The following is a 23,171-nucleotide window of genomic DNA, read 5'->3' on the forward strand; positions in this document are numbered from 1 at the left end:
TTGCCTCGTCGACGTAAGTCGCGGAATGTGTTGGCAGACGTGTCCCGACGGTGGGCCACGGGGACTGCCGGACGCGCGCATTCGCGAGCCACTTGTCAGCACTTCCGACTGTCGCTCCGCAGTGTCGGCAGCGAACAGCGCCATCAACTAGGTCGAGGTTGTCGTCGAGTCTGCGGGTCGTCGCGCTCATGGACGCACCTCACTCTCGGAGACACGTACTTGTCGAAGTTCCTCTCGCCGCGTGACCGTGGCAGCAGCATCAATGAGGAAGCCGGTGTCGTCGTCGCTCACAACAACGCCATAGATGTCGTGCGCAGCGACCTCACCGATCTTGGCGTCCGTGAGGTCTCGGGCAACCAAGCTCGGGTCACGACGCAAAGGATCGCCGTACCCGCCGCCACCCTGCCACTCGAAGTAGTACACGTCGTCCCAGTCGAGAACTGTCTCGAGTGCGGGAGGAACGATCTCTGCGGACCCCCCGATGTCCACCAACGCGATCGGCATCCCGCTCTCGCGTAGCTGGTTACGAATGTCACTGTCGCGGACGATGACCTCATACGAGGCACTGCCCGGGTATCCGCCGCTCAGGCCGGCAGCCTGCGGCAGTGCCTTGCCTGAAGAGCAACTAACCAAGTGGATCGCCCGGGCGGCAGTGTCATGAGGGATGAGGCAGCTGGACCCCCCGAGCCCACCTCGGAATCGTCCGGGCCCACCGCTGTCTGGTTCTTCTCGTCGCCACAGGTACAGAACCGGATATGCAAACTCGTTCATCTCGACGTCGGCGATCCTGCCCCCGAGGTTTGGCGACTCACCAGCGGTGTCGACGCCGTCGCGGTCGGGGCGTGCCCCGAATCCGCCGGCCATGCAGTCGGACAGCATGGTGACGAATGGGTTGGAACGCTGGTCGACCCCGGCGAGCAAGGAGAGGCCGAAGGTGCCCTTACAGACGCTCATGAACTCTGGTGTCGAGGTCTCTTCGGCGTCGAGCATGTTCGCCAGGCATTCGTGTACCGCGTTGCCAGTGGCCCAGGCGCTGGCAACTGACGCCTTGCTGATCCCGGAGGGGAAGGTGCAGTTGTTGATGGTTCCTGGCTCGGAGATGATTTCTACGCATCGCATAAGTCCGCCGGGGGCCCACGGGATCCGCCCGCAGATCAGGGTCAGGATCCCGGTAACTACACCACCGCGGAGTCCGGCGAATGTGCAGTTGATGAGACCCTCGACCTGTTCGTCTGTGCCAGTGAAGTCGAACGTGATGCGGTCGCCGTGTTTCGTCATCGACAAGGCGATCTTGTACAGGCCACGGTCTCCCACTCGGGCCTGGTCTTGGTAGGCGACGGAGGACCACTCACCGTCGGGGAGCTCGGTGAGCCGCTGCCGCAGTCTTCCCTCGGCGTCGTCCATGATGCGCCGCATGACCGTTTTGACGACGTCAGCGCCGTAGCGCTCGACCAAGCGAGTCAACTGCTGCTGGGCCACATTGTTGGCACCGATCTTCGCGCGAAGGTCAAGGCCCACGAGCGCCGGCATTCGCGATCGCCGCAGATACGAGTCCTCCACGTCTGCCAGAACAACTCCACCAGACACGATCTTGAGTGGGGGAATAGGAAGGGACTCCCAGAACACGTCCTTCGAGTGGACGGACCAGCTTCCCGGTGAGACGCCACCGAGATCGATCTGGTGAGCTACGGCGCAAGTCCAAGCGAAGAGCTCATCGCCGACGAACAGCGGAGCAAACAGCGAAACATCGTTCTGGTGGACGCCGCCACCGACCCAAGGGTCGTTGCAGAGGAACATGTCGCCGGCCTGGATTCCAGGGTTGTCCGACCTGTTCTGCAAGGTCCAGCGCACCGCCATGTCCATGGTGGCGCACAGTTGGGCGTTGTACATGCCTACCTGGACGGCGTCGCCTACCTCATCGGTGATACAGACCCCGAAGTCCACGGCATCGGTGACCACAACCGATCCGGACATGCGCTTGATTGCTGCGCCCATCTCCTCGGTGATGGCTGCGAGCCGGTGCCTGACGATCTCGTAGGTCAGGGCATCTACTGACAATGCGTCGTCGGGGTGGTGCAGCCGCAGCCGGGGGTCGAGCCGCTCGGGGTCAACGCCTCGGTCTTCCGATCCACTGGCGAATTTCTCGGAGCCCTGCACATGGAACACAGCCATTTCACTGGCCTCCTGTCGTGTTGCCGCTCAGCACGGACGCATTCGATTGCCCGACAGTCTCGAAGGTCAGCCGGAGGTTGCCGTACCGGTCGACCGTCCCCAGCACGCCTTCGGGGATCGAAACGGTGGTGGTCGACGCCTCGATGACGGCAGGGCCGTTGATCTGGTCCTCGGCGTAGAGGTCGGCGTAGTGGTAGATCGCTGCTTCCTGCCAACCGAGCCTGGCGATCTGCCAGACCCGTCGGTGGCTGCGCGGCCGCAGTTCCTCACTCGCACGGGTCGGGGCCTCGGGGAGCTGAGGACGCAGAGGGAGTTCTCCGGTGACGAACGCCCGGTAGCTGATGGCTTGCAACCCCGCGTCGCGGTACCCGGCTTCAGCACCGAACAGGCGTGCGTACTGGGCCTCGAACTCCCCGGCGATGTCGGCGACGGTTCGCTCATCGATCACACCTGCCCCGACCGGCGTGGCGAGCTCTGCCAGTTGCATCGAGTAGCGGACGTCTACTTCACGCCTGGTGGTGACTGAGGCGAACTCGATGTTCTGCCGGCTCAGGTTGTCAGCAAGGGTGGTCTCGAGTGCCGCGAACTCGGCAGCCACCTGGTCAACATCGAGAGGGAAGGTGCTCGGTCGCGACGACTCAGCCGCTAGGACGACGTCAGTCGCCGCCAGCCCGTAAGCCGAGAATGCGGAGGCAGTCGTGCCCAGGGGCACGACAACTTCACGGACCCCGAGGTCAGCGGCATAGCTCGCGCAGTGAACCGGCCCGGATCCGCCGTAGGCGTAGACCACGAAGTCGCGTGGGTCGTGCCCGGCGCCGACCACTACGCGCCTCACAAGGTCAGCTGTCTGTGAGTTGGCGATCGCGTAAACCGCCGCCGCCGCTTCTTCAGCGTTCAGGCCGAGTGGGCCTCCGACATCGCGAAGGAGGGCTTCGCGTGCCAGGTCCAGGTGGAGCTGCTTGCGGCCGCCGAGGAACTGGTTCGCGTCGAGAAGCCCGAGAACCAGGTTCGCATCTGTGATCGTGGGGCGGGTGCCTCCCTCACCGAAGCATGCTGGGCCGGGACTGGCGCCGGCGCTATCGGGTCCCACACGCAGGTTCCCGTGGTCCAGCCATGCGATGGCGCCGCCGCCGCTGCCGATCGCGGTGACGTCGACCATGGGTGTGTTCACCCGATACTGGCCGAGCAGCATGGTCGGGCTCACCACTGGTGCCCCATCAACCACGAGGCCGGTCAGGAAGGTTGTGCCACCCATGTCGGTTGAGATGACGTTCGGGTGATCTAGAAGTGCACCCAACCGGACGCAGCCTGCGATGCCTCCGGTGAGGACGGAGCCGACGGTAGTAATCGCCTGGTTCGGTGCCTCGGCTGCAGTAACTGCGCCACCGGACCCTTGCATCAGGAGCAGGGAGCCGCTGAACCCCAGGCTTGTGAGACGGTCGGTCAACGGATCTAGGTAGGCCCGAAGCCGCGGCGCTACCTGGGTGCTCATGATCGTCGTCACGCTGCGGGAGTACTCGCGGATTCTTGGGCTGAGCTGCGAGGACAAACCGACGTGCATGTCCGGCGCCAATTCACCGATGATGCGTTCCACCGTCTGCTCATGCTGGGGGTTGATGAACGACCAGAGGAGACTTACGGCGATTGCCTCGACTCCGGCATCGATGAGCTCCTGGACGACCTTCCTCGTGTGGTCCTCGTCCAAGGCAATGATGACCGAGCCTGAGTGGTCTACCCGCTCGTGAAGCTCACGAACGAGACTGTGGTGCACAAGTGGCTGGGGTTTGTCGGTTTGGGAGAGATTCTGCTTTTCCTCAGCGGACAACCCGGTGTGTCGTCCTTCGGCGTTCTGGATGCGGATGGAGTCAGCGTGCCCCTGAGTGCACAGATATCCGATGCGTGCGACGTTGCCGGTGACTAGGGCATTGAGGGTTGATGTGGTGCCGTGACAGATGTAGGCGGTCTCGCTGAGAAGCTCGCTGATGGGGCGGCCGATCGTGTTGGCCAGTTCGGTCAGCGAATCGATCATTCCCGTTGCGAAGTCGCCGGGCGTGGAGGGTGCCTTGGCCGAGAAGGCTCGCCCTTCGTCGTCGCACCCGAACGCGTCAGTGAACGTGCCGCCGATGTCGACTCCCAGGACGTAGGTCATCGCGGACCTTCGGTCTCGAAGTTGACGTGGACGTTCTTGATCTGGGTGAACGACTCCACTTCGGACATGTCCTCCTCGCGACCCAGGCCGCTGTCCTTCCATCCGCCGAAGGGGGTGGCCGGAACGTGACGGGAAACGTCGTTGACCCATACGTAGCCAGCTTCGATGTCGCGCGCGAAGCGGTGCGCGAGTCCGAGGTCACTGGTGAAGACGCTGGCGGTCAGCCCGTACTGCACGCTGTTGGCGATGCCCATGGCGTGGTCGTAGTCGTTGAAGGGCATGACGGCGAGAACTGGTCCGAAGATCTCTTCCTGAGCGAGGCGTGAGTTCGGGTCGACGTCTGCGAATACCGTCGGCCTGACGAACAGTCCCCGGTTGAAATCCCCGTCGGTGAGCCGGCTTCCGCCAGCGATTAGGCGTGCGCCCTCGTTGTGCGCGATGCCGATGAATTCGGTGACCTTGTCCATCTGAGACTGGTTCACGATCGCGCCGGTCTCGGTGTCGTCATCGGACGGGGACCCGGACCGGATGGCATCGACCTTCGATGCGACGGCGTCCACGAAGTCGGTGTAAATGTCCCTGTGGACGATCAGCCGTGAAGTTGACCCGCACGACTGTCCCTGCCAGGTGAAGTTCATGCCGCGCACCGCCGCAGCGATCGCTGCGTCGATGTCGCTGTCAGGAAAGACTACGAGCGGGTTCTTGCCTCCGAGCTCCAGGGTCACAGTCTTCAGGTTCACCTGCGCAGCTCGCGCGACGATGCGCCGTCCAGTTTCGGCCGAACCGGTGAACGAAATCCGTCGAATATCAGGGTGTGTGACCAAGGCGTCGCCCGCAGTGGCGCCGAGGCCGGTTACGCAGCTGACGACGCCGGGGGGCAGGACTTTCTGGGCCAGCTGTGCCACGCGAACCGCGGACAGACTGGTGTGCTCGCTCGGCTTGATGATGACGGTGTTCCCGGCGGCCAACGGGGCCCCGATTCGGGAAGCTGCGAAGAGTAAGGGGTGATTGAAGGGAATGATGCGGGCCACAACACCAAACGGCTGCCGGAGCGTGTAGTTCAAGCGGCTGCTGGATGTCGGCACGGTGCGCCCGGCAACTTGCATGGTCAGAGACGCGTAGTAGCGCAGGCACTCCACCGCGAAGCGGACGTCGTTGCGCATCTCCCGGATCGGGCTGCCGTTGTCCTGGACGTCGAGCAGGGCGAGCTCGTCGCCGTTCTCGTGGATCAGGTCTGCGATCGCCAGCAGGGCATCGCGCCATACCTGTGGGTCCTGACGCTTCCACTCAGAAGCCGCTGTCAGGGCGGCCGTGACCGCGTCGTTCACATCGTCTGCCGTGGCAGACGGGACCCGGGCCAGGAGTTCGCCGGTGGCTGGGTTGATGGCGTCGAGCGTTTCGCCATCGCTGGCGCTGCGCTCGCGTCCCCCGATGACCATTGGGAACAGCTCTACCTGGGTGGGCATCCATCCACCTTTCTCGTGCGCTTCGCGCACATCTCACGTATACGGAGTATTCGGACTGCGATGTGCGCCACCAAGGGAGAGATGGTGGCGCGCATCACATCTGCTGCACTCCATCATGGCTCTTCTCGAACCAAAGTCAAGATGATCCGGAGCACGAAATTCGGGTCTGCTATGCCGCGGACGGGTTCTGTGGCCTATCGTCGCCCTGATCGGCCGAAGCGGCGTCGGACGTCGTGGTACGTCATCGCTGGATAGGACCTATACGGACCTTCACCAATAGACCTCGACGGCTCTCGCCAGGATGGAGCAGCACGTTGCCTCGCAACCGCAGGCACATACCCCGGGATGAGCGCGCAGCCGAACTCCTCGATGCGGCCACCCAAGAGTTCGTTGCCCACGGTTACGCCAACACGACGATCGCGAGCATCAGCGCTGCAGCCCACGTCGCTCGGGCCAACGTCTACTGGTACTACGAGTCGAAGGATGATGTCTTCGCCGCCGTGATGGACGGTCTCCTGGACCGTGAGATCGAGCAACTCAACGTGCAGCACGCGTCCCTGGATGCCGCCAGCCGGCTCAAGCGCGGCTTGGTCGAGCTCTATCCATACAGACACCTGCACCGTGAGATGCACGAGAGGCTCCCGTACTCAGCGACCGTCGAGGCGGCACATACCAAATTCATGGGGTGGCTGACCGGGTTGGTGAGGGAAGCGCTGACAGAGTCCGGTACCGAACTCGACACCAACATGGCGACGGACATGGTCATCGCCATCTTCGAGGGCGCCCGGTCCCCGACCGAAACTAGACCCGCCTATGAACTGATTCCGTTCGCTATGGAACTACTTGCCCGCAAGACCTAAAGACTCGTAGCGAAACCCGGCAAATCAATGTGCCCCCACTGTCGCCAAGAGTGTTCGTAGGTCGTCGTCGGTCGCCAGTTTCAAGTTGTTGTGCCGAGCCGGATGGCTGGCCGCCGCCTCGATCATCATTTCAGCTGCACCATCGGGGATAGTTCCGTGACGGAATTCTGGTCGGAACCCGATCTGTTCGTACATCGGCGTAATGTCCGCGGCCAGTGCGGCGACCTCGGGTCGAACCTCCGCAGCATTGAAGCGAGCCACCGCAGGTAGCAGGATGCCGTTCTGGTGTCCGTGCTCGACATGGATGCCGATTGCGCTCGAGAGAGAGTGGACCAATGTGAGACCGCTGTTACCGCAGGCCAAGTTCGCCGCACAACTCGCCTCCAGGAGGTCTTGGAGTACTTCGTCGTTGTCACCTGAACCGTTCAAATCTCCCACGCCGGCCAGAGCGGCCGGGAGTTTGGCGACGATTGTCCGCGCTGCGCTCATTGCCAATGCTTCCGTAGCGAACGACGAGTTGCGTGACCACAGGGACTCCATCGCATGCGACAGGGCGTCCAAGGCTGCATAGGTAAGCGGTCGGACAGGCAGGGAGCGCAGCAAGCGGCCATCGAGGAAGGCCAAATTGGGCGCCAAGCGCTCGTCCGTAACGATGAGCTCGCGAGATCGGCCCGGCTCGTGAAGGACGAGTGTGCGCGAGACCTCGCTTCCGCTGCCAGCGGTCGTGGGGATGGCGATACTCGGCACCGGTGCATGACTGATCGGATCGGCGCCGACCTCGTAGGCGTCGATCGTCTTCTCGTTACGCAGTCGCAGTGCGACCGCCTTGGCGACGCCGAGGGCACTCCCGCCCCCAACTCCGACAACTAGTTCGATCCCCGCCTCGCGTGCGGTCCGACACGACTGTTCGGTGGCAGCAACCCCCGGGTCCGGGTCGATGTGCATGGTGGTCACCGCGATCCCGTCCGGAAGGACGTCGGTGACTTGGTCCAGCACGCCAGCTTCGGCTACTCCGCGGTCGGCCACTACGCCCACCGTGGTGACGCCGAAAGACAGAATCGCGTCGGATAGTGCGTCCAAGGACCCGATCCCGGCTACGACACGAGTCGGGACGTGGAACGTCGAGTTGCGCTTAGTCATGCGGAGACGAACACCGCCTGAGGTTCAGTGAAGAACTCGCGACTGAACGCGCCGCCTTCGCGACCGATACCGGAGTCGCCTGGTCCGCCGATCGGGGCACGCAGGTCTCGAACTTGGTAGCAGTTGACCCAGACCGTGCCACTGCGCAATCGCGGGATCATGTGCCGTACCCGCGACAAGGACTGCGTGTGCAGCACGCTGGTCAGTCCGTAGCGAGTGTCGTTTGCGAGGGCGACTGCCTGTTCGTCCGATGTGTACCCGATGACAGTCGCTAGGGGCCCGAACACTTCTTCCTGTGCGACGCTCCCTCGTGGATCAAGGTCAACGGCAACGGTGGGCGCGAACAAGTTCCCGTCTCGTGGACCGCCGCACAGGACGGTTCCCTTCTCACCGGGGATCCGGTCGAAGTAGTTGGTCACTCGCTCGCGCTGTGCCTCGGAGGCAAGTGGGCCGAGGTCAGTCTGGGCGTCGAATGGGTCCCCGACAGTCAGCTTGTCGGCCTGCGCGACGAGGCGTTCGGTGAAGTCGTCCTTGATGCTTTCGTGAGCCAACACTCGGGTGCCTGCGAGGCACACCTGGCCGGTGTTGTTGAAGACGGCGCGGGCGGTGAGCTCTGCTGCATGGTCGAGGTCGGCATCTGGGGCGATGATCGAGGCACCCTTCCCGCCGAGTTCGAGGGTCGTGGGGACCAGGTTCGCCGCGGCTGCCTGGGCCACTGTCCGCCCGGTAGCAGTTGAGCCGGTGAAGGTGATCCGATCGACGGCTGTCGAGCTGGTGAGAGCAGCACCAACTTCGGCTCCGTAGCCTTGAACAACGTTGAGGACGCCGGGAGGGATGCCTGCCTCTAGCGCCAATGAGGCGACCATGTACGCCGACGTTGGGCTCGACTCTGCCGGCTTCATGACGACCGTGTTGCCCCAGGCAAGCGGGGCGGCGATCTTCCAAGTTCCGAGCATGAGCGGGTGATTCCAAGGGGTGATTGCTGCTACGACGCCGGCGGGCCGGAATGCCGAGTACGCGTGGTAGTCGTTGCCATGCGGGTAGGTTTCGCCGGTTGCCATGGATACGTGGTCAGCGAAGAAGCGGAACATTGCGGCTGCGCGAGGTACGTCCACTGCCAGCGCAGCGGCATAGGGGCGGCCCATGTCACGAGCCTCCGCAGCCGCGAGCTCTTCTGCGTTTTCCACCATGAGGTCGGCAAGGCGGTCGAGGTGGGAAGCGCGTTCGTCCTCGGACATACGCGGCCAAGGCCCCTCGTCGAATGCGGTCCTCGCAGCGATGACCGCGCGTTCGACGTCGGCGGAGGAGCCGCGCGCAACAGCGCTCTGCGCGGCGTCACTCCACGGATTGGTGTTGTCGAACGTTCGCCCGTCCTGTGACTCCTCGTCTTGCCCGCCGATGTGATGAGGGATGTATGTGGTCATTGGTCCTGCTCCGATTCTGGTGTCCGGGATCGTGCCACCGGGGTTTGTCTGGCTGGGCCGAGATTGAGGGCTTTCGAGTGAGCGCCGCGGTCAGTCGTCGAGAAGCTCGGCGCACCCTGCTCGTGTCGCCCAGTAGTCCCAGCTGCGTCGAACGGCTGGCGAGTCGGGATCGAAGTTCGAGCCCGGCGTGCGTTTGCGGCCCTCAGCTTCGCCCGCCGAGAGGGGCTTGAAGGCGCCGATGTTTCGGGCTGCCAGGAGTACACGAGCGTTCCTGGCCAGGTAGACCGTCATGCCGACTGTAGTGAGGATGGATTGGTCGGCTGCGGCAAACCCATGTCCGCGCATCAGCACGACCGAGTGGCTTCCGAGTCGATCCGCGAGGTCGTTGCCCATGTCCATGTTCGACACGAGGAGGTCGGTGCTATCGCCGAACGCGTCGCTGATGTCCCACTTGGGAACAACGGTGCCCATCTCGCTTCCGGAGTGGATGACTGGCACCAACGGGACGTCGGTAATGGTGAAGGGCAGCAGAGCCTCGGTGTGGGCGTGAACCACGCTGTGGACCTCAGGCCTGTGGGCGTAGATGGCGGCGTGGATGAACCGCTCGATGTAGGGCGGTCGCGGGTCGTCGCTCGTGCATCGGCCTTCGAGGTCGAACTCCATGATGTCGTCGAGTTGCACATGCTGAGGGCTGCGGGACCTGGAGAGTAGGAACTGGTCCGGCCGGTCGGGATTTCGTGCGCTGATGTGACCGTAGGCGTCTACGACGTCTTCGCGAGCAAGGATCCGGTTGGCGATAACCAGTTGGGTTGCCAAGTCAGGCACGGGAGAACTCCTAAATAGAACGTATACGTACTAATTGCGAGAGTATCCACGCCGCCAACGGGCCGTCAACCACCGCGAGCGGATCTACAGGGATCGGAGACGCCCGGGGTCGGTCAAGAGGGGCGGTCAGAACCGCTGGTGCCCGACCACCGCGAGCAGGTCCAGCAACTCTTGGCCAGCTGACCGCGGTTCTGCAGTCAAGACAAGCAAGGCCTGCGACTGGTCTTCGGTGAACAACGCCTGACAGTTGAGCTCAATTTGGCCAACCTCCGGGTGGATCAGGGTCTTGCGGTCCGCGAACCGACGCGCCACCTCATGCCGTTCCCACATCGACACAAACTCATCGCTCTGCTTCATGAGCACCCGGACCAACTCCTCCGCGCGGGAGCCAGGACCCATCTGCCCGAACGCGACCCTCAGATTGGCCACCGCGGCCCTCCCCTGACGTTCGTGGTCCTCAGGTGGGTAAACCAACCGCGACTCAGGATTCGTGAACCACCGATAGACGTCGTACCGATCCATCCCCGTGCGGGTGGTGTGGTCTCCGAACAACAGGACGGCCATCTTGTTCGCAACCAATGTCTCAAGCATCGAGCTCAAGATCAGCGCCGGGCTGTGGTCCAGTCGATCAAGGATCCTCATGAGACCCGGCGCCACGTGAGGACTGGTGAAGGTACGGTCCGGAGGCGCGTGCCCCGCAACTCTGAAGAGGTAATCACGCTCATCTGTAGATAGCCGAAACGCTCGAGCGATCGCGGTGAGCATGCTGGTGCTCGGCTGAGGACCGCGCCCTTGCTCGAGCCGGGCGTAGTAGTTCACCGACATCCCGGCCTGTGCTGCTACCTCCTCGCGTCGCATGCCCGCCACACGTCGACGGGCTCCCGAAGTAAGACCCAGGTCTTCGGGTCGCAGGGCCTCTCGTCGTCGGCGCAGGAAGTCAGCCAGTTCGATGGAGCGCATGACAACATGATGCGCGCGAACGCGGACGGGCAACAGGTGACTGCCAATCCCCCCATAGGCAGGGCCATTCTGCTGCCGGCTGGATGCAGGCACCGTTCACGTCATGCACCTCACCGACAACACGATCTTCATCCCCGGCGGCACTAGCGGAATCGGGTTGGCCCTGGCAACGCGTCTCCAGGCCAAGGGAAACACCGTCATCATCGGCGGTCGACGCACCCACCTGCTCGACGAGCTCGCTGCCGAACACGGCCTTGGCACCGTCGAGATCGACACCTCCTCCCCGGAGAGCGTCCGCACCGCGGTCCAGACCCTCCTTGCGGGGTTCCCGTCCACGAACATGGTGATCACGAGCGCGGGCATCATGGAGCTCGAGGACTGGCACACGTCCGAGGGCTTCCTCGATGTTGCCGAGCGCACCGTCACCACGAACCTTCTCGGCACGATTCGCGTGATCGCGGCCCTAGTTGAGCATCTTCAGACGCAGCCACGCGCGGCCATCGCGACGGTCTCCTCTGGTCTTGCGTTCATCCCGCTGACGGTGACTCCTACGTACAACGCCACCAAGGCGGCGATCCACATGTTGACCGAGGGGATCCGGCTCCAGCTCGCCGACACCAACGTCGAGGTCATCGAGATCGTGCCGCCCGCCGTCCGGACAACTCTCCTGGGCCAGGAGAACAGCGAGCGCGCCATGCCTCTCGACGAGTACGCAGACGAGACTATCGAGCTTCTGGCGGTCGAGCCGTCTACACGTGAGGTGCTCGTCGAGCGGGTCAAGTTCCTGCGCCACGCCGCGGAGCGCGGCGATTACGACCAGGTGGTTTCGATGGTCAACGGACCGCACTGATCTGACCAGGTCCGCTCGACCGCGCGTAGATCTGGGGGGTCTCCGCGCGGCCAGGCGACCATCGGCTCCGGCACCCAAACCTCGCTCACGCATCTCGTGGTCCTTCTAGTGGGCCACGACGTCACAAAGGAGACTTCGTTGCGACCCCAGAACTGCGATCGCCGTCTAATTGCTGCGCCTGTATTGATGTTGGTGATGGCAACCGTCACGGCATGCAGCGACGCAAGTTCGGACCCGAGCGAGTCAGCACGATCGGTTCAACCTTCAGCGACGACGTCGAACTCGAGAGAACCCGCTCCTTCGTCTGCGCCCTCTCCACCGTCGTCCACGACACCCGCACAGCTGACCTTAGGACGTCACAGCGAACTGGCGACAGGGCTCGACGCCCCGTGGGGTCTCACGTTCCTGCCCGACGGCAGCGCCCTCGTTTCGGAACGACTGACGGGCCGCATCATGCGGGTGCCCCGGACAGGTGGGGACCCCGAACTCGTCGGGCTTGTCCCTGACGTGGCGCAGAGCGCTGAAGGTGGACTCTTGGGTCTCGCAACATCTCCGACCTTCGAGTCCGACCGCACCGTCTTCGCGTACGTCTCAGCGCTCCCGACGAACCGTGTCGTGGCCCTTGAGATCGCCGAAGACTTTGATGCGGTGACCCAGACCGACGTGTTGCTCGACGGTATTGCAACGTCCGACCGGCACCATGGTGGCCGTCTACGGATCGGCCCGGACGGTCATCTCTGGATCACGACAGGCGACGCCTTCGAGCCCTCCAACGCTGCCGATCGGGACACCTTGAACGGCAAGATCCTGCGGATCGCTCTGGACGGCTCCGTCCCAGAGGACAACCCATCATCGTCGGCCATCTATTCAGTCGGACACCGCAACGTCCAAGGGATCACCTTCGGGCCGGACGGCACTGCGTTCGCATCCGAGCTCGGGGACAGCCAATGGGACGAAGTCAACGTGATCACGGGCGACGCCGACTACGGCTGGCCGACAAGCGAAGGATCCGAAGGCGACTTCGGACAGGACCCCATCTTTGAGTTTCCAACCGAAGACGCATCGCCGTCCGGAATCGCATATGCGGGCGGGTCGGTATGGATGGCTGCGCTGCGGGGTCAACGACTCTGGCAGCTGCCGGTCGCCGGTGACCAGCCGGCTGGGTCCCCGGTTCCACACATGATCGAGCGTTATGGGCGTATCCGGACCGTTGAAGTCGCGCCAGATGGGTCGCTCTGGCTCATCACGTCAAACACCGACGGCGTCTCGGCGGCCTTCGGTGGGCTTCCCCCACGCTCTGGTGACGACCGCATCCTGCGAGTCGAACTCGTCCCGGCCGAGTAGCCATAGAGCACGCCTACTGATCGCGGCAGCGGGCAGCTTCGCTGTTCCGCCACCACGCCTGAACCGAGGTGGACGCTCGAGTGCAGGATTGCGGTGGCACGGGAGACCCGGCCACTACGAGGATCGGATCGCTTTGGTGCCGCATGTCGCGGGTACACCGATCGGTCTCGCAGACAACGTCGTCACGCGCGCGGATTGCCTCGTGTCGGCCCTCGCCCGGACTGCAACGACGAGCTGGCGACGATCTCGCTCTATAGGTCCGCGGGAAATGAACCCCATCGTCCGCGTCCTTCGGTCGTCGAGAACGACGTTGATGCAAGTCTGCGCCTGGAGTCGCGAGCGGAGCCAGGCCCACGGCGCCTCCTGTAGTCGGCGTGTCCCTTCGCGCTCGCGACGTACCTATGCCGGTCAAGCCACCCACGATCTCGAACTAACTCGGCCTGGTCAGGCAACGGTGCAGCGCCAGGGCCGTAGCCCGACGTTCGGCCATCCGGGCGACCGCGCGACAGCTACGGGTGCGAGCGCCTCGTCGCTACCTGTTGCTCTATGCCGCGGAGAAAGATGTCCACACCCGCGAGGAACTGGCCGCGGTCGTCATGGCTGACCAGTTGGTCTGCGATCTGCTGCATGATGGGGTCGGTGTCGTCTTGAACGAGTTCGCCCATTCGCAGTTTTAAGTAAGACTCTCGGTCGACATCGTCAGGTAAGTGTCGAGCCCCCTCCACGTACTGAGCGGCCGCTCCGAGCACGTAACTCATCAGGGCCGATCCGGCGTCAGATAGGGCACCTGCCGGAACCCCAAACTGCTGCAGGTGGAGGCCTAGAACCTTCCAGATTCGCACCACTGCCGGTTGGAGCGGCTCCGCGACGAGTTGGCGCCCCACCCACGGGTGCGAATCGATCGCGTCGAAGATTCCGACTGCCAGCGAACGGATCGACTCCACCGGATCTCCGCTTTTCAGGCTCGAGTCATCACTGACGGTTCCGGCGATCACTCCAACGACGACGCTATCGAGGGCAACCCGCAGGAGTTCGGCCTTTCCGGACACGTGGTGATAGATCGCGCCACGTCCGGTGGCCAGACGGTCCGTGAGGGCGCGCACGGTGAGTTCGTGTTCACCTGCTTCGTCAAGCAACTCGATGGCCGCCTGAACGATGCGATCTCGGGACAGAGGTTCAGTGCGTCTGGGGTTACGCGTTACCGCTTCCACATGCTCATCTTGACATAAATGGACCGCTGGTCCAACACTCGGCCCCGGCGGTCGATGATCCCAACGAGAACTCGCAGTCAGCCGTCACATCAACTTCTTCGAGCCAGTCTCTCAGTGATCCGGGTCTGGCGGCCTCGGACCCGACAGCTTCCCTAGCATGCGCGCCCACCGCACGTGAACGACACGACCGCGTCCCGCCTCTTGTGCAAGACATCCATCACTACGGCGCGGGCTCGGTGCCGACGCCACTCAGGGTCATTGAGGGAGAGGGGCAGCTCCGTGAACAGTGGTCTAACCTGTACGACATGGCGAAGTCGACCCAATTGCGCGGCCTACGAGCCCGCGAAGCCATTCTGGACACGGCGCGTAAACAATTCATGGACCAGGGATTTCGCAACACCTCGATAGAGTCGATTGCAACTAAGACCGGCGTGGCACGGCCAACGGTCTACGCGCACTTTAGTTCGAAGGACGACATTTTCCGAACGATTGTCGGTGAATTGCACGACGAGCGGCTCGCCGCCATGCAAGCCGCAGCGAGATCCTCGGCGAGCCTCTCCGAACGACTGTATGCAGCCCTTTCAGCGAGGTTCGTTCCGTTCGTCGAGATCACCGCAGCGTCCGCCTTTGGCAGCGAGCTCCTGGATGAGAACAGTCGAGTCTGCTCGGACATCTTGCAGGCTGCCCGGAGGCAGTCGTTGGATCTTCTGGAGAACGTTCTTGCCGAGGCAGACGCGGCCGGCGAGATCTCGCTAGCCGACGCCGACTTAGACGAAGCCGACGCCGCCTCCATCCTCTACGACGCGGCCAGGGGACCGAAAGAGGAAGCCACAATCACCCCTGAAGCATACGAGAAGCAGTTGAGGCGGCTCGTGCGAGTGCTGTCACGCGGATTGGGCGCACACCTACCAGCGCCTCACAGCTGAGCCGCGTTCCCACCGCGCAGCGCTGGATCATCCATATGCGGGGCGGACGTTCCGAAAAACACGAACACCTTTCTCGCCACCGCGCTGTTCTTGCCAGCGGGGCAGCGGTCGGGTCGAACGCAGCACCCGGTCGTCCAGCACAGCGCCAGACACCTCGCGTCTACGGCAGCCGGGATCATGTGGCACCGACGGCGCAGCACGGGAGTACGCAAACAGCCGTCTTCTCGGACAGATCGGCGGTGCAGCGAAGCGAGACGCCAGCACACTCTTCGCCAACCGCGGACCGGAAGTCAGAGTCGGCGGTCGAATCAGCGGCCAGACCAGTCGTCGCCGTTAACAGTGACCTGGAATCTAGGGTTAATCGAGCCACATTCCGGTGGCAACAGGCACCTCCAGGAGACGAGGGCCCATTAGTCCCGTCGTCTCGTCGCGTAGGGCTGCTTCGAGTTCCTCTGCCGTCGTGACTTGGCGCGACGGCACGCCGTAAGCAGTAGCGATCGCGACCATGTCTATCCCTGGTACCGCCAAGCCAGGTACGCCGTGCGCCCGTTCCAGTTCGGCGAACCATTTGAGGATCATGTATTCGTCGTTGCGTAGAACGAGAAACGTGACTGGGATCTTGTAAGTAGCCGCCGTCCACAGGGCTGTGATGCCGTACTGAGCGGAGCCCTCTCCAAGGACACACACGACTGGCCGACCGGGTTGGGCCATCTGTACCCCCACTGCGGATGCGATACCGAAACCCAGGCCGCCACCAGCGCCGAAGTAGTAACTACCCGGCCGGTCGAGCCGCAGCCTGTTGCGCAACGCAAGAGCGCTTGAGGGAGCCTCCAGCACCGCAATTCCATCGGTAGGCCATGCAGCCGAGAGTGCAGCCATTGCGGCGCTCCCGCTAATCGGACTACTCGTCGCAGGCACAGCCGGGTCCGGCCGCGGGTCTGGTTCTTCGCGCGTGCTCGTGCCTACCAGCTCCAAAAGTGTGGCAATCGCCGCAGCTACGTCGCCGACGATGGCGTCACCCATAGGCGCGCGGGCTGCTTCGTCTGGGTCACTCGTGATCTGGACCAGGCGCGCTCCCTCCGGAAGAAGTTCACCCGGCACGTAGGGGTAGTACGGGAAGACGGAGGAGCCGATTACCAAGATGAGGTCGTGTCCCTCGAGCACATTCGATACTGCTGCGATCGCTGGGGGAAGTACGCCTTGGAAGAGGTGATGGTTCTCGGGGAACCCGAGTCGTCCTCCGCCGGTCGCTGGGGTGGCCCAGACGGCGAGGTGTTGTTTCTCTGCCAGCTCTACGGCTGCGTTCCAGCCGCCGCTGGGATCGATGTCTGGTCCCGCTATGAGTACCGGTCGCCGGGCCTGTTCAAGTAGGGCTGCGACTTCCGAGAGCGCCGCGCGAGAGGGGCCGGGTCGACCATGGACGACCCTGAGTCGTGCATGTCGCGCAAGGGAGTCTTCGACTTCGATGTTCCAGTCATCCATTGGAATGGACACGAAGGCCGGACCTTTTGGCGGTGTCGATGCGTGATGGATGGCTCGAGCGATCGCTTGTGGAACGTCTTCGGCGCGGGGAGGTTCGTTGGACCACTTGGTGTGAGAGGCCGGCAGTACTGGTGCGTCGCGATTGGTCAGGTTCGCTTCCATCGTCATCTGCGCTCTGACCTGTTGGCCGGCCGTGACCAGCAGTGGTGTCTTGTTGGCGCGCGCGTTGAAGATCCCCCCCATAGCGTTTCCGACACCAGGGGCCGTGTGAAGGTTGGCGTGGCCGACCGTCCCACTTGCTTGCGCGAACCCGTCGGCCATGCCGATGACTACGAGCTCTTGGAGCCCAAGCACGTACTCGAAGTCGTCGGGGAAGTCCTTCAGCATCGGTAGTTCCGTGGAGCCAGGGTTGCCGAAGATTGTCGTCATGCGGTGGCGTCGGAGGAGATCGAAAGTAGCGTCACGGGCAGTCGTCATCTCGGCGGGTCACGTTCCGTTTCGTGGTTCAGGTGGGAGAGCGGTTGCTGGCTATGTCGACTGCGAGGGGATGGTCTTGCCGGCGCTATTGGGAGGCTTCGCCGCGGGCCATGGACGCCGTCCGCTTTCTGCGAGCTTGATTAGGTTGTGAACCCAGGTTTCGTGAGCTGCAAGGGCCCGCGGCCCGAGAATCCGTCGCCGGGCGAATGGCTTCTCCTCTCCGGTCGAGAGTCGCGAGTTGACTTGATGTCCAATTGCCAGATGCCCTATCTCCCAGGTTGGGTGGCGGTTGCCGCCCATTCCTCTGCTGCTCCAGGAAGGGCACTCGTTTGGGACTAACTCAGTCACCGTGGTCGTCGTCGTGGGCATGTGAGGCGCACTCCAGGAAAAGGTCGACTCAAGTTCGATGGTCGGCCAGGCTCCGCCCCTATGCCGGACGTGTTGAGCATGCAAGAAGCAGTAGTGGCTCCAGCAGTCCGGTCGGACAAGCCAAGCCCAGACATCCTCAGGGTCGGCGGTTGTACTCCACCTGCGCGCTACTACAACGGTCCGAGTCACGGTTTCACATGTGGCGATCACAGGTCGTCACACCTGTTGCTGCCGACCCGGCCCGAACCAAATCTCCTACCTGCGGCGAAGGCCATGGAGAGGATGGCTTCATTCCGTCTTCCTGCGACGCCCTCGCCACGTAGGCACAAACGGTATGCTCGGTCGTGATCGGCGTAGCAACGGAAACACTTGCACTCCGGAACGCAGTGTGGTCTCGCGTTTCCAGGGATTGCGCCGGTCTGCCGCTGCCGCACGTGTCACCTATCCGAAGAGTGGGCGGGCAGAGTCGACCTGGTAACGGACGAAGTCGGCCGGGCCGTCGGCAGATTGCACTAGTACCTCCGCAAAGGTCGCGAAGTGCGTTGACGAGAAATGAAATTCGAGGGCCTCGTCCGATTCCCAGTGCTCGAAGAGGCGGAGAACGGCGGGCTCGTTCATGTCGAATGAGAACTGGTACTCCAAGCAGCCACTCTCGGCCAGAGTGTCAACCATCATGGTTTTTGCGGCGGTGCGGAGAGCTCCGATCTCTCCGATCTTCAACTGGATGCGTCCGGTTACTACGACCATGGGTATCTCCTTCGACTTCAGTTATGCGGACTTCGCTGCCGCTAAGTCTTTGGTTGCGGTGTCGTGTTCAAGCTCTTCGATGCAGTCCATGGCCGGCGACTGGCACATCTACGGGGTGCGGCTGCTCTCTGCAATATTGGCCAAGCTGTCCACCCAGAGTTGGTGAGCCTCAAGCATTCGAGGTTCATGAAACCTGCGCACCAGGGAAATCAGCTTTCCGCGCTGGGTCTCTTCGGTGAGGATTCTCGTTCCACCCGACTCGGTCGCATCGAGAACCCAGGCATGGTGCCCGATCGCGCCCAAACCCGATCCAGTCCAGGCGAGTCGCCGGTGTGGCTCAAACTCCGTTACGACCGTCTTGACCCGTGTGCCGAAAGTGACCCAGTCGAAGACCGACCCGAGTTCTATTGCCGGCCAGGCGCCATCCTGGTGCCGCATTTTCCGAGCGTTGCTGTAGTACTCGCTCCATCTGTCTGGCCTGATAAGCCAACCCCAGACAACCTCTGGCGGCGCCGTGCTGATACCGGTGTTCACTGCATGGATCGCAGCCCCGTCCGGCTCGTGTCCTGCGGGCCATCGAACTGTGGTCAGCATGGTTCTCCTAGTCGGTTGGTGAGGCGACCGATTTGCTCGACCTCGAGTACTACTTCTGCCCCGAGTGGCGGCAGGCGGTCGATCTCGATTCCGCTGCATCCGGCCAGAGTCCCGGTGGACAGGAGCTCACCGGCCCGTACGGTCTCGCCTTGACTGAGACGGGACAGGCAGGCGGGCAGGCTGTGAACGAAGTCGTCGGCGCGACCTGACGCCCACAACTCGCCATCCACGTGAACCGTGCCGCTGACGGACGACATGTCGTCCAAGTAGTCGTCGGCGGTCACGACCTCGCTGGACATTGCCGTCGCGAATGATTTGCACTTGTTGACTGGTCCCAGTGGGCTTCCAGTGACTTCCTCGAACTGGGTGTCGCGCAACGAGATGTCGTTGAGGATGACGAGTCCGCCGATGGCGTTGCGGCACTCGGCTGGCGATTCGTCGCGGACGTCGCGAATGACCAGGAACCCGATCTCCAGTTCGTAGTCGAGGTCGCTCCCGTACGACGGTCGCGCAACCGTCGTGCCGTCAGCAACGATGGCGTTGTGGTTGCCTTGGTAAGCCAGAGGCACGGTCCGCATCAGCGGTCGTTCGTGTCTGGCATCCCCTCCCCCGGCCTCTTCTTGGTCACCGGCCGGGTTCGGTACGTAGCGGGCCACCATTCCACGGACGACCCCTCGCGAGTGTCCAGGTGACAGCAGGAACGGTCGCAACGACTTCGCCGCGAAAGGCAGTCGAGGCGTTGAGCCGACTTCGAACGTGGCGGCGCTCAGGAGTCCGGACGCGGCCCGCACCAGTTCCTGCGCAGATGAACCGAGTGCAAGGAACGCCACGATGTCGTCGCATACCTCAAGTACCTTGTGGCGTTCGGCTGAGTCGATCGAACTGGTGACCAGTGGGTCGGTGAGAGCGTCGCTGAGTGGCATCCACCGCGGAGGCAGGTCCGTCCAGACTGCAATGGAGATGCCTGTCGGGGTTTGTACTAGTCGGAGCCTCACAGCTTGCGCGCCTGTCGGTGACCCTCATAAACCGCTTCGTACGTACCGCGGGGAGCGACCGCATCGCCGATGACTTCGAACGAGTAGCCGCTGGCTTCCAGCGGTTCCACTAGGGCGGACTCTGATCGGCGTGCGGTGGCCATGACGACCCAGTCTGCGGGCAAGGTGCGCGTCGTTTGGCCTGAATGGTCGTGCACCAGAGTGACAGTGACCGCGTCCGGGTTGATCGACGTCGCCCAGTAGTCGCTAATCATTTCGACGCCGCTGGCGTAGAGCTGCGGATAGATCCATTCAAGATAGACGTCCAGGATTGTCTCCATCCCGATCATGGGCCAGCGCGTCACGAGCGAGACCTGTGCGCCGCGTTCAGCAAGCATGACCGCGGTAAGAGGAGCGACGACGTCGGACTGATCGTCGATGACGACGACTCGCCCGCTCGGCGCCACGAGGCCCTCCGCCACGTCGTCCCACGCAGCGGTGTTTGTGCTCTCCCAGCCCGGGATGGGTTGACCTGTCCACCCTTGGAAGCCATCGCGGACCGCGCGGGACCCTGTTGCTAGGACTACGTGATCGGGGGCGGTTTCGGTGAGAAGTCCTGTCAACGAGCTGGCGTCCACCCGTTCGCCAGTGCGGATTACTGCCCCGTTCGCGAGCGCTTGCTCACCGAGCCACGAACCGATACGCCCGTATTCCTGACGCGTGGGCAATCGAGACTGAATTCGGGAGTGCCCGCCGACCTCGGCGGTGGCTTCCAGGACGGTGACCTGGTTCCCTCTCGCCGCAGCGACCCGGGCGTACTCGAGTCCGGCTGGGCCAGCGCCGATGACGAGGACACGCTTCGGGGCTGGCCCGATGGTCAGGGTGCCGCTTCCCCATACCGCTTCGCGTCCCATTGCCGGGTTGTAGACACATTGGACTCGACGGCCTTGCATGGCGGTCTTCCAGCAAAGGTTGGCTGCGACGCACCGGCGGATGTCGTCTGGTCGTCGCTCGATGGCTTTGAGTACCCAGTCTGGGTCGGCGAAGAGCTGCCGTCCTAGACAGACGGCGTCCCCGTAGCCCTCGACGATCATTCGTTCCGCGACCTCGGGTTCGCTGATTCTGCCCACCATGAGCACCGGTTTGGTTGATACGGCCTTGATGGGAGAAACAAGTTCGCGTTCCCATCCTTGCTCGAAGTGCATCGGGGTGTGGATGAAGGCGTGATGGACTCCGGCAGATACCGACACGTAGTCGATGTCGCAGCGCTGCTCGATCTGTTGCACGATCTGTACGACGTCGTCGGTTTCGAGATCACCGGGCCAGAACGAGGTCGAGTTGATCCGGTACCCGAGGAACATGGCGTCCCCGACTGCCCGCCGGATCTCGTCGAGGCACCGGACTGGGAATTTGAGGCGCCGTTCAGCATCTCCGCCCCACTCGTCGTCGCGATGGTTGTAAAGGGGAGACAGGAACTGCCACGGGAGGTATCCGTGCGAGAGGTGGTATTCGACTCCGTCGAGCCCTGCCGCTCGGACGCGAGCTGCGGCTGTGCCGAAGGCTTCGATCACCTCTTCGATTTCGCCGACTGACATGGGCTTCGGGGTCAGCGCTCCCGGTGTCTCGCCGAGCGGAATTTGCGAGGGGGCACGTGAGTGCCACTCAGCGTCCAGGTCGTATCGGGTGTCCTGCTTGAAGGCGAGAGCTGACCGGACACCGGTGTGTAGCAACTGGATCGAGAGCTTTGCTCCCTCAGCGTGGACCGCCTCGGCGACGCGAGCTAGTGGCTCGATAGCTCGATCGTCATAGATCGATCCGATCGTAAGTGGCGCCGCCAGTGACGACGGGTGTACGTGGGTAGCCCCGATGATGACCATCCCTACACCGCCGGCTGCCCGCTCCCTGTAGTAGGCGACAGCCTGGTCGGTGAACTTGCCCGACCACGGGTTGTCGACCCACGTCGGGCATGTGGGCGGGAACACGACTCTGTTGCGAATCTCTGTCCGACGGATGTGCCAGGGCGAGAGCAGCTCAGGGAAATCCGGGTGCCTTACAGTCACGTCCTGAACGTTAACACCATGGTGCGATTCGTCAAGATACGAAACCCGCCGCGACCCGCTTTGAGAGCGAGACTGACGTGACCAACGTTCTAATCACCGGATGTAGCAGCGGCTTCGGCCGGCTGACGGCCTTGGCGCTTGCCAACCGCGGCGACCGCGTCTTCGCCACCGTGCGCACCGAAGAAGCTGCACACACCCTCAAGGCGGACGCCGCAGACCTGCCCCTCTCCACCCATATCCTCGACGTCACCGATGCCGCGTCAGTAGACACAGCGGTGGCAGAAGTGGCCGCACTCGGCCGGATCGATGTCTTGGTCAACAACGCGGGATACGCCCTACGAGGACCCGTGGAGTCACTCGAAGACGCAGAACTGTTCCGGCAGTTCGACACCAACGTCTTGGGGGTCGTGCGAATGATCCGTGCCGTCGTTCCAATCATGAAGGCCCAAGGCACGGGCACCGTCATCAACATGTCGTCGGCTGTCGGCCTGCTGGGACTCCCATTCGAAGGCGCCTACTCGGCCAGCAAGCACGCCGTGGAAGGACTGTCTGAGTCACTGCGACTCGAGTTGACTGACACCGGTGTCGTAGTAGTGCTGATCGAACCCGGGGCGTTCGAGACAGGCTTCGTCGGCAACACGACCGAGTCAGCAGCATTTACGGCAGACCACCCGATGCGCCCTGCCCTCGGCCGGTTCGTGGAGTTGATTGAGGGCGTCACTGAAGGCGTCGGTCGGGCACACCCGCAGGCCGTCGTGGACGCCGTAGTCGGCGCGATTGACGACCCCACCGGCCCCTTCCGGCGTCTAGTAGGCGGCGACGCAGAGTACGCGGACGCGATCGTTCGACGTGGCAGATTCGAGCAGTACGAAACGGGCGTCCAGGCTGTGCTCCGGGCCGGCGCCAACTGAGGACCGCCAACCGCTCACGGTCGACGCGCCGGATCCACGAAATTCAGTGACTCCCGGTTGCCTCGACGAGCGGAGTGGTTGGACGCGGGGGCGGTGTACCCATCCTCCTATGCGCACACCGCCGCACCGTCCGTCCTCGGCCCGCCAAATTAGGGGCCCGTGCCGCGACAACGACGAGCCACATCGGTCAACGTAGTCACCCTCCGAGCAAGGGCTTCACGCGTTGTTCT

The 23,171-nt window shown here is 63.2% G+C and carries 17 protein-coding genes; 5 read left to right on the forward strand and 12 right to left on the reverse strand.

Going from position 1 to position 23,171, the window contains the following annotated elements; translation table 11 throughout:
- Positions 1-186: 186 nt before the first annotated feature.
- From E4623_RS04015 to E4623_RS04025, 3 genes are read right to left on the reverse strand one after another with little or no spacing between them, the layout of a single operon-like run.
- On the reverse strand, positions 187-2,172 hold the full coding sequence (locus tag E4623_RS04015; RefSeq protein WP_134765177.1) for a hydantoinase B/oxoprolinase family protein: 1,986 nt from the start codon (positions 2,170-2,172) through the stop codon (positions 187-189).
- Position 2,173: 1 nt separating this feature from the next.
- Positions 2,174-4,321 (reverse strand): hydantoinase/oxoprolinase family protein, encoded by a 2,148-nt coding sequence (locus tag E4623_RS04020; protein WP_134765178.1) that lies wholly within the window; start codon positions 4,319-4,321, stop codon positions 2,174-2,176.
- Complete coding sequence (locus E4623_RS04025) at positions 4,318-5,787, reverse strand: aldehyde dehydrogenase family protein (RefSeq protein ID WP_245154831.1); 1,470 nt, start codon at positions 5,785-5,787, stop codon at positions 4,318-4,320. Before E4623_RS04025 ends, E4623_RS04020 begins: the two co-directional genes overlap by 4 nt.
- Positions 5,788-6,101: 314 nt before the next feature.
- Here E4623_RS04025 and E4623_RS04030 point away from each other — a divergent pair, with 314 nt between their 5' ends.
- A complete protein-coding gene (locus tag E4623_RS04030; protein ID WP_167736469.1) occupies positions 6,102-6,647 on the forward strand; it encodes a TetR/AcrR family transcriptional regulator in 546 nt (181 codons plus the stop codon).
- A gap of 24 nt (positions 6,648-6,671) precedes the next feature.
- On the opposite strand, the gene E4623_RS04035 is transcribed toward E4623_RS04030, so the two are convergent.
- The 4 genes from E4623_RS04035 to E4623_RS04050 form a co-directional block, all read right to left on the reverse strand.
- Positions 6,672-7,787, reverse strand: a complete 1,116-nt coding sequence (locus E4623_RS04035; protein ID WP_134765181.1) for an iron-containing alcohol dehydrogenase — start codon at positions 7,785-7,787, stop codon at positions 6,672-6,674.
- Positions 7,784-9,211, reverse strand: a complete 1,428-nt coding sequence (locus E4623_RS04040; RefSeq protein ID WP_134765182.1) for an aldehyde dehydrogenase family protein — start codon at positions 9,209-9,211, stop codon at positions 7,784-7,786. Before E4623_RS04040 ends, E4623_RS04035 begins: the two co-directional genes overlap by 4 nt.
- 90 nt (positions 9,212-9,301) lie before the next feature.
- Positions 9,302-10,036 carry a class II aldolase/adducin family protein gene (locus E4623_RS04045; RefSeq protein ID WP_134765183.1) on the reverse strand — a complete coding sequence of 245 codons (735 nt, stop codon included), beginning with the start codon at positions 10,034-10,036 and terminating at the stop codon, positions 9,302-9,304.
- 126 nt (positions 10,037-10,162) lie between these two features.
- Positions 10,163-10,996: a helix-turn-helix transcriptional regulator gene (locus E4623_RS04050; protein ID WP_134765184.1), complete on the reverse strand. Its 834-nt coding sequence runs from the start codon at positions 10,994-10,996 to the stop codon at positions 10,163-10,165.
- Positions 10,997-11,099: 103 nt separating this feature from the next.
- On the opposite strand from E4623_RS04050, the gene E4623_RS04055 reads away from it, so the two are divergent.
- Together E4623_RS04055 and E4623_RS04060 are read left to right on the forward strand one after the other, a co-directional pair.
- Entirely contained in the window at positions 11,100-11,846 is a 747-nt protein-coding gene (locus E4623_RS04055; protein WP_134765185.1) for an SDR family NAD(P)-dependent oxidoreductase, read from the forward strand.
- 195 nt (positions 11,847-12,041) lie between these two features.
- Positions 12,042-13,190: a PQQ-dependent sugar dehydrogenase gene (locus tag E4623_RS04060; RefSeq protein WP_209020475.1), complete on the forward strand. Its 1,149-nt coding sequence runs from the start codon at positions 12,042-12,044 to the stop codon at positions 13,188-13,190.
- Positions 13,191-13,699: 509 nt separating this feature from the next.
- Here the strand turns inward: E4623_RS04060 and E4623_RS04065 are convergent.
- Positions 13,700-14,401 (reverse strand): TetR/AcrR family transcriptional regulator, encoded by a 702-nt coding sequence (locus E4623_RS04065; protein ID WP_134765186.1) that lies wholly within the window; start codon positions 14,399-14,401, stop codon positions 13,700-13,702.
- Positions 14,402-14,706: 305 nt separating this feature from the next.
- On the opposite strand from E4623_RS04065, the gene E4623_RS04070 reads away from it, so the two are divergent.
- Positions 14,707-15,327: a TetR/AcrR family transcriptional regulator gene (locus tag E4623_RS04070; protein WP_134765187.1), complete on the forward strand. Its 621-nt coding sequence runs from the start codon at positions 14,707-14,709 to the stop codon at positions 15,325-15,327.
- 357 nt (positions 15,328-15,684) lie between these two features.
- On the opposite strand, the gene mdlC is transcribed toward E4623_RS04070, so the two are convergent.
- From mdlC to E4623_RS04095, 4 genes are all read right to left on the reverse strand, one after another.
- Positions 15,685-17,286 (reverse strand): benzoylformate decarboxylase, encoded by a 1,602-nt coding sequence (gene mdlC / locus E4623_RS04075; RefSeq protein WP_134765188.1) that lies wholly within the window; start codon positions 17,284-17,286, stop codon positions 15,685-15,687.
- Positions 17,287-18,096: 810 nt separating this feature from the next.
- A complete protein-coding gene (locus E4623_RS04080) occupies positions 18,097-18,402 on the reverse strand; it encodes a putative quinol monooxygenase (RefSeq protein WP_134765189.1) in 306 nt (101 codons plus the stop codon).
- A gap of 587 nt (positions 18,403-18,989) precedes the next feature.
- The gene (locus tag E4623_RS04090; RefSeq protein ID WP_134765191.1) at positions 18,990-19,919 is read right to left on the reverse strand and encodes a fumarylacetoacetate hydrolase family protein; all 930 of its coding nucleotides are present in this window, start codon (positions 19,917-19,919) and stop codon (positions 18,990-18,992) included.
- Positions 19,920-19,987: 68 nt separating this feature from the next.
- On the reverse strand, positions 19,988-22,030 hold the full coding sequence (locus E4623_RS04095) for an FAD-dependent oxidoreductase (RefSeq protein WP_134765192.1): 2,043 nt from the start codon (positions 22,028-22,030) through the stop codon (positions 19,988-19,990).
- A 77-nt stretch (positions 22,031-22,107) separates the two neighbouring features.
- Here E4623_RS04095 and E4623_RS04100 point away from each other — a divergent pair, with 77 nt between their 5' ends.
- On the forward strand, positions 22,108-22,941 hold the full coding sequence (locus tag E4623_RS04100) for an SDR family oxidoreductase (protein WP_167736470.1): 834 nt from the start codon (positions 22,108-22,110) through the stop codon (positions 22,939-22,941).
- Positions 22,942-23,171: the final 230 nt, after the last annotated feature.

The organism is Nocardioides sp. 1609 (genome assembly GCF_004522105.1).
Classification (GTDB): Bacteria; Actinomycetota; Actinomycetes; order Propionibacteriales; family Nocardioidaceae; genus Nocardioides.

What these genes read in the sequence shown, in the direction of transcription:
- E4623_RS04020 (WP_134765178.1), bottom strand. Translation starts at nt 4,321, where the DNA reads ATGACCTACGTCCTGGGAGTCGACATCGGCGGCACGTTCACTGACGCG.
- E4623_RS04060 (WP_209020475.1), top strand. Translation starts at nt 12,042, where the DNA reads ATGGCAACCGTCACGGCATGCAGCGACGCAAGTTCGGACCCGAGCGAG.
- E4623_RS04015 (WP_134765177.1), bottom strand. Translation starts at nt 2,172, where the DNA reads ATGGCTGTGTTCCATGTGCAGGGCTCCGAGAAATTCGCCAGTGGATCG.
- mdlC (WP_134765188.1), bottom strand. Translation starts at nt 17,286, where the DNA reads ATGACGACTGCCCGTGACGCTACTTTCGATCTCCTCCGACGCCACCGC.
- E4623_RS04050 (WP_134765184.1), bottom strand. Translation starts at nt 10,996, where the DNA reads ATGCGCTCCATCGAACTGGCTGACTTCCTGCGCCGACGACGAGAGGCC.
- E4623_RS04090 (WP_134765191.1), bottom strand. Translation starts at nt 19,919, where the DNA reads ATGCCACTCAGCGACGCTCTCACCGACCCACTGGTCACCAGTTCGATC.
- E4623_RS04070 (WP_134765187.1), top strand. Translation starts at nt 14,707, where the DNA reads ATGGCGAAGTCGACCCAATTGCGCGGCCTACGAGCCCGCGAAGCCATT.
- E4623_RS04040 (WP_134765182.1), bottom strand. Translation starts at nt 9,211, where the DNA reads ATGACCACATACATCCCTCATCACATCGGCGGGCAAGACGAGGAGTCA.
- E4623_RS04025 (WP_245154831.1), bottom strand. Translation starts at nt 5,787, where the DNA reads ATGCCCACCCAGGTAGAGCTGTTCCCAATGGTCATCGGGGGACGCGAG.
- E4623_RS04080 (WP_134765189.1), bottom strand. Translation starts at nt 18,402, where the DNA reads ATGGTCGTAGTAACCGGACGCATCCAGTTGAAGATCGGAGAGATCGGA.
- E4623_RS04035 (WP_134765181.1), bottom strand. Translation starts at nt 7,787, where the DNA reads ATGACTAAGCGCAACTCGACGTTCCACGTCCCGACTCGTGTCGTAGCC.
- E4623_RS04055 (WP_134765185.1), top strand. Translation starts at nt 11,100, where the DNA reads ATGCACCTCACCGACAACACGATCTTCATCCCCGGCGGCACTAGCGGA.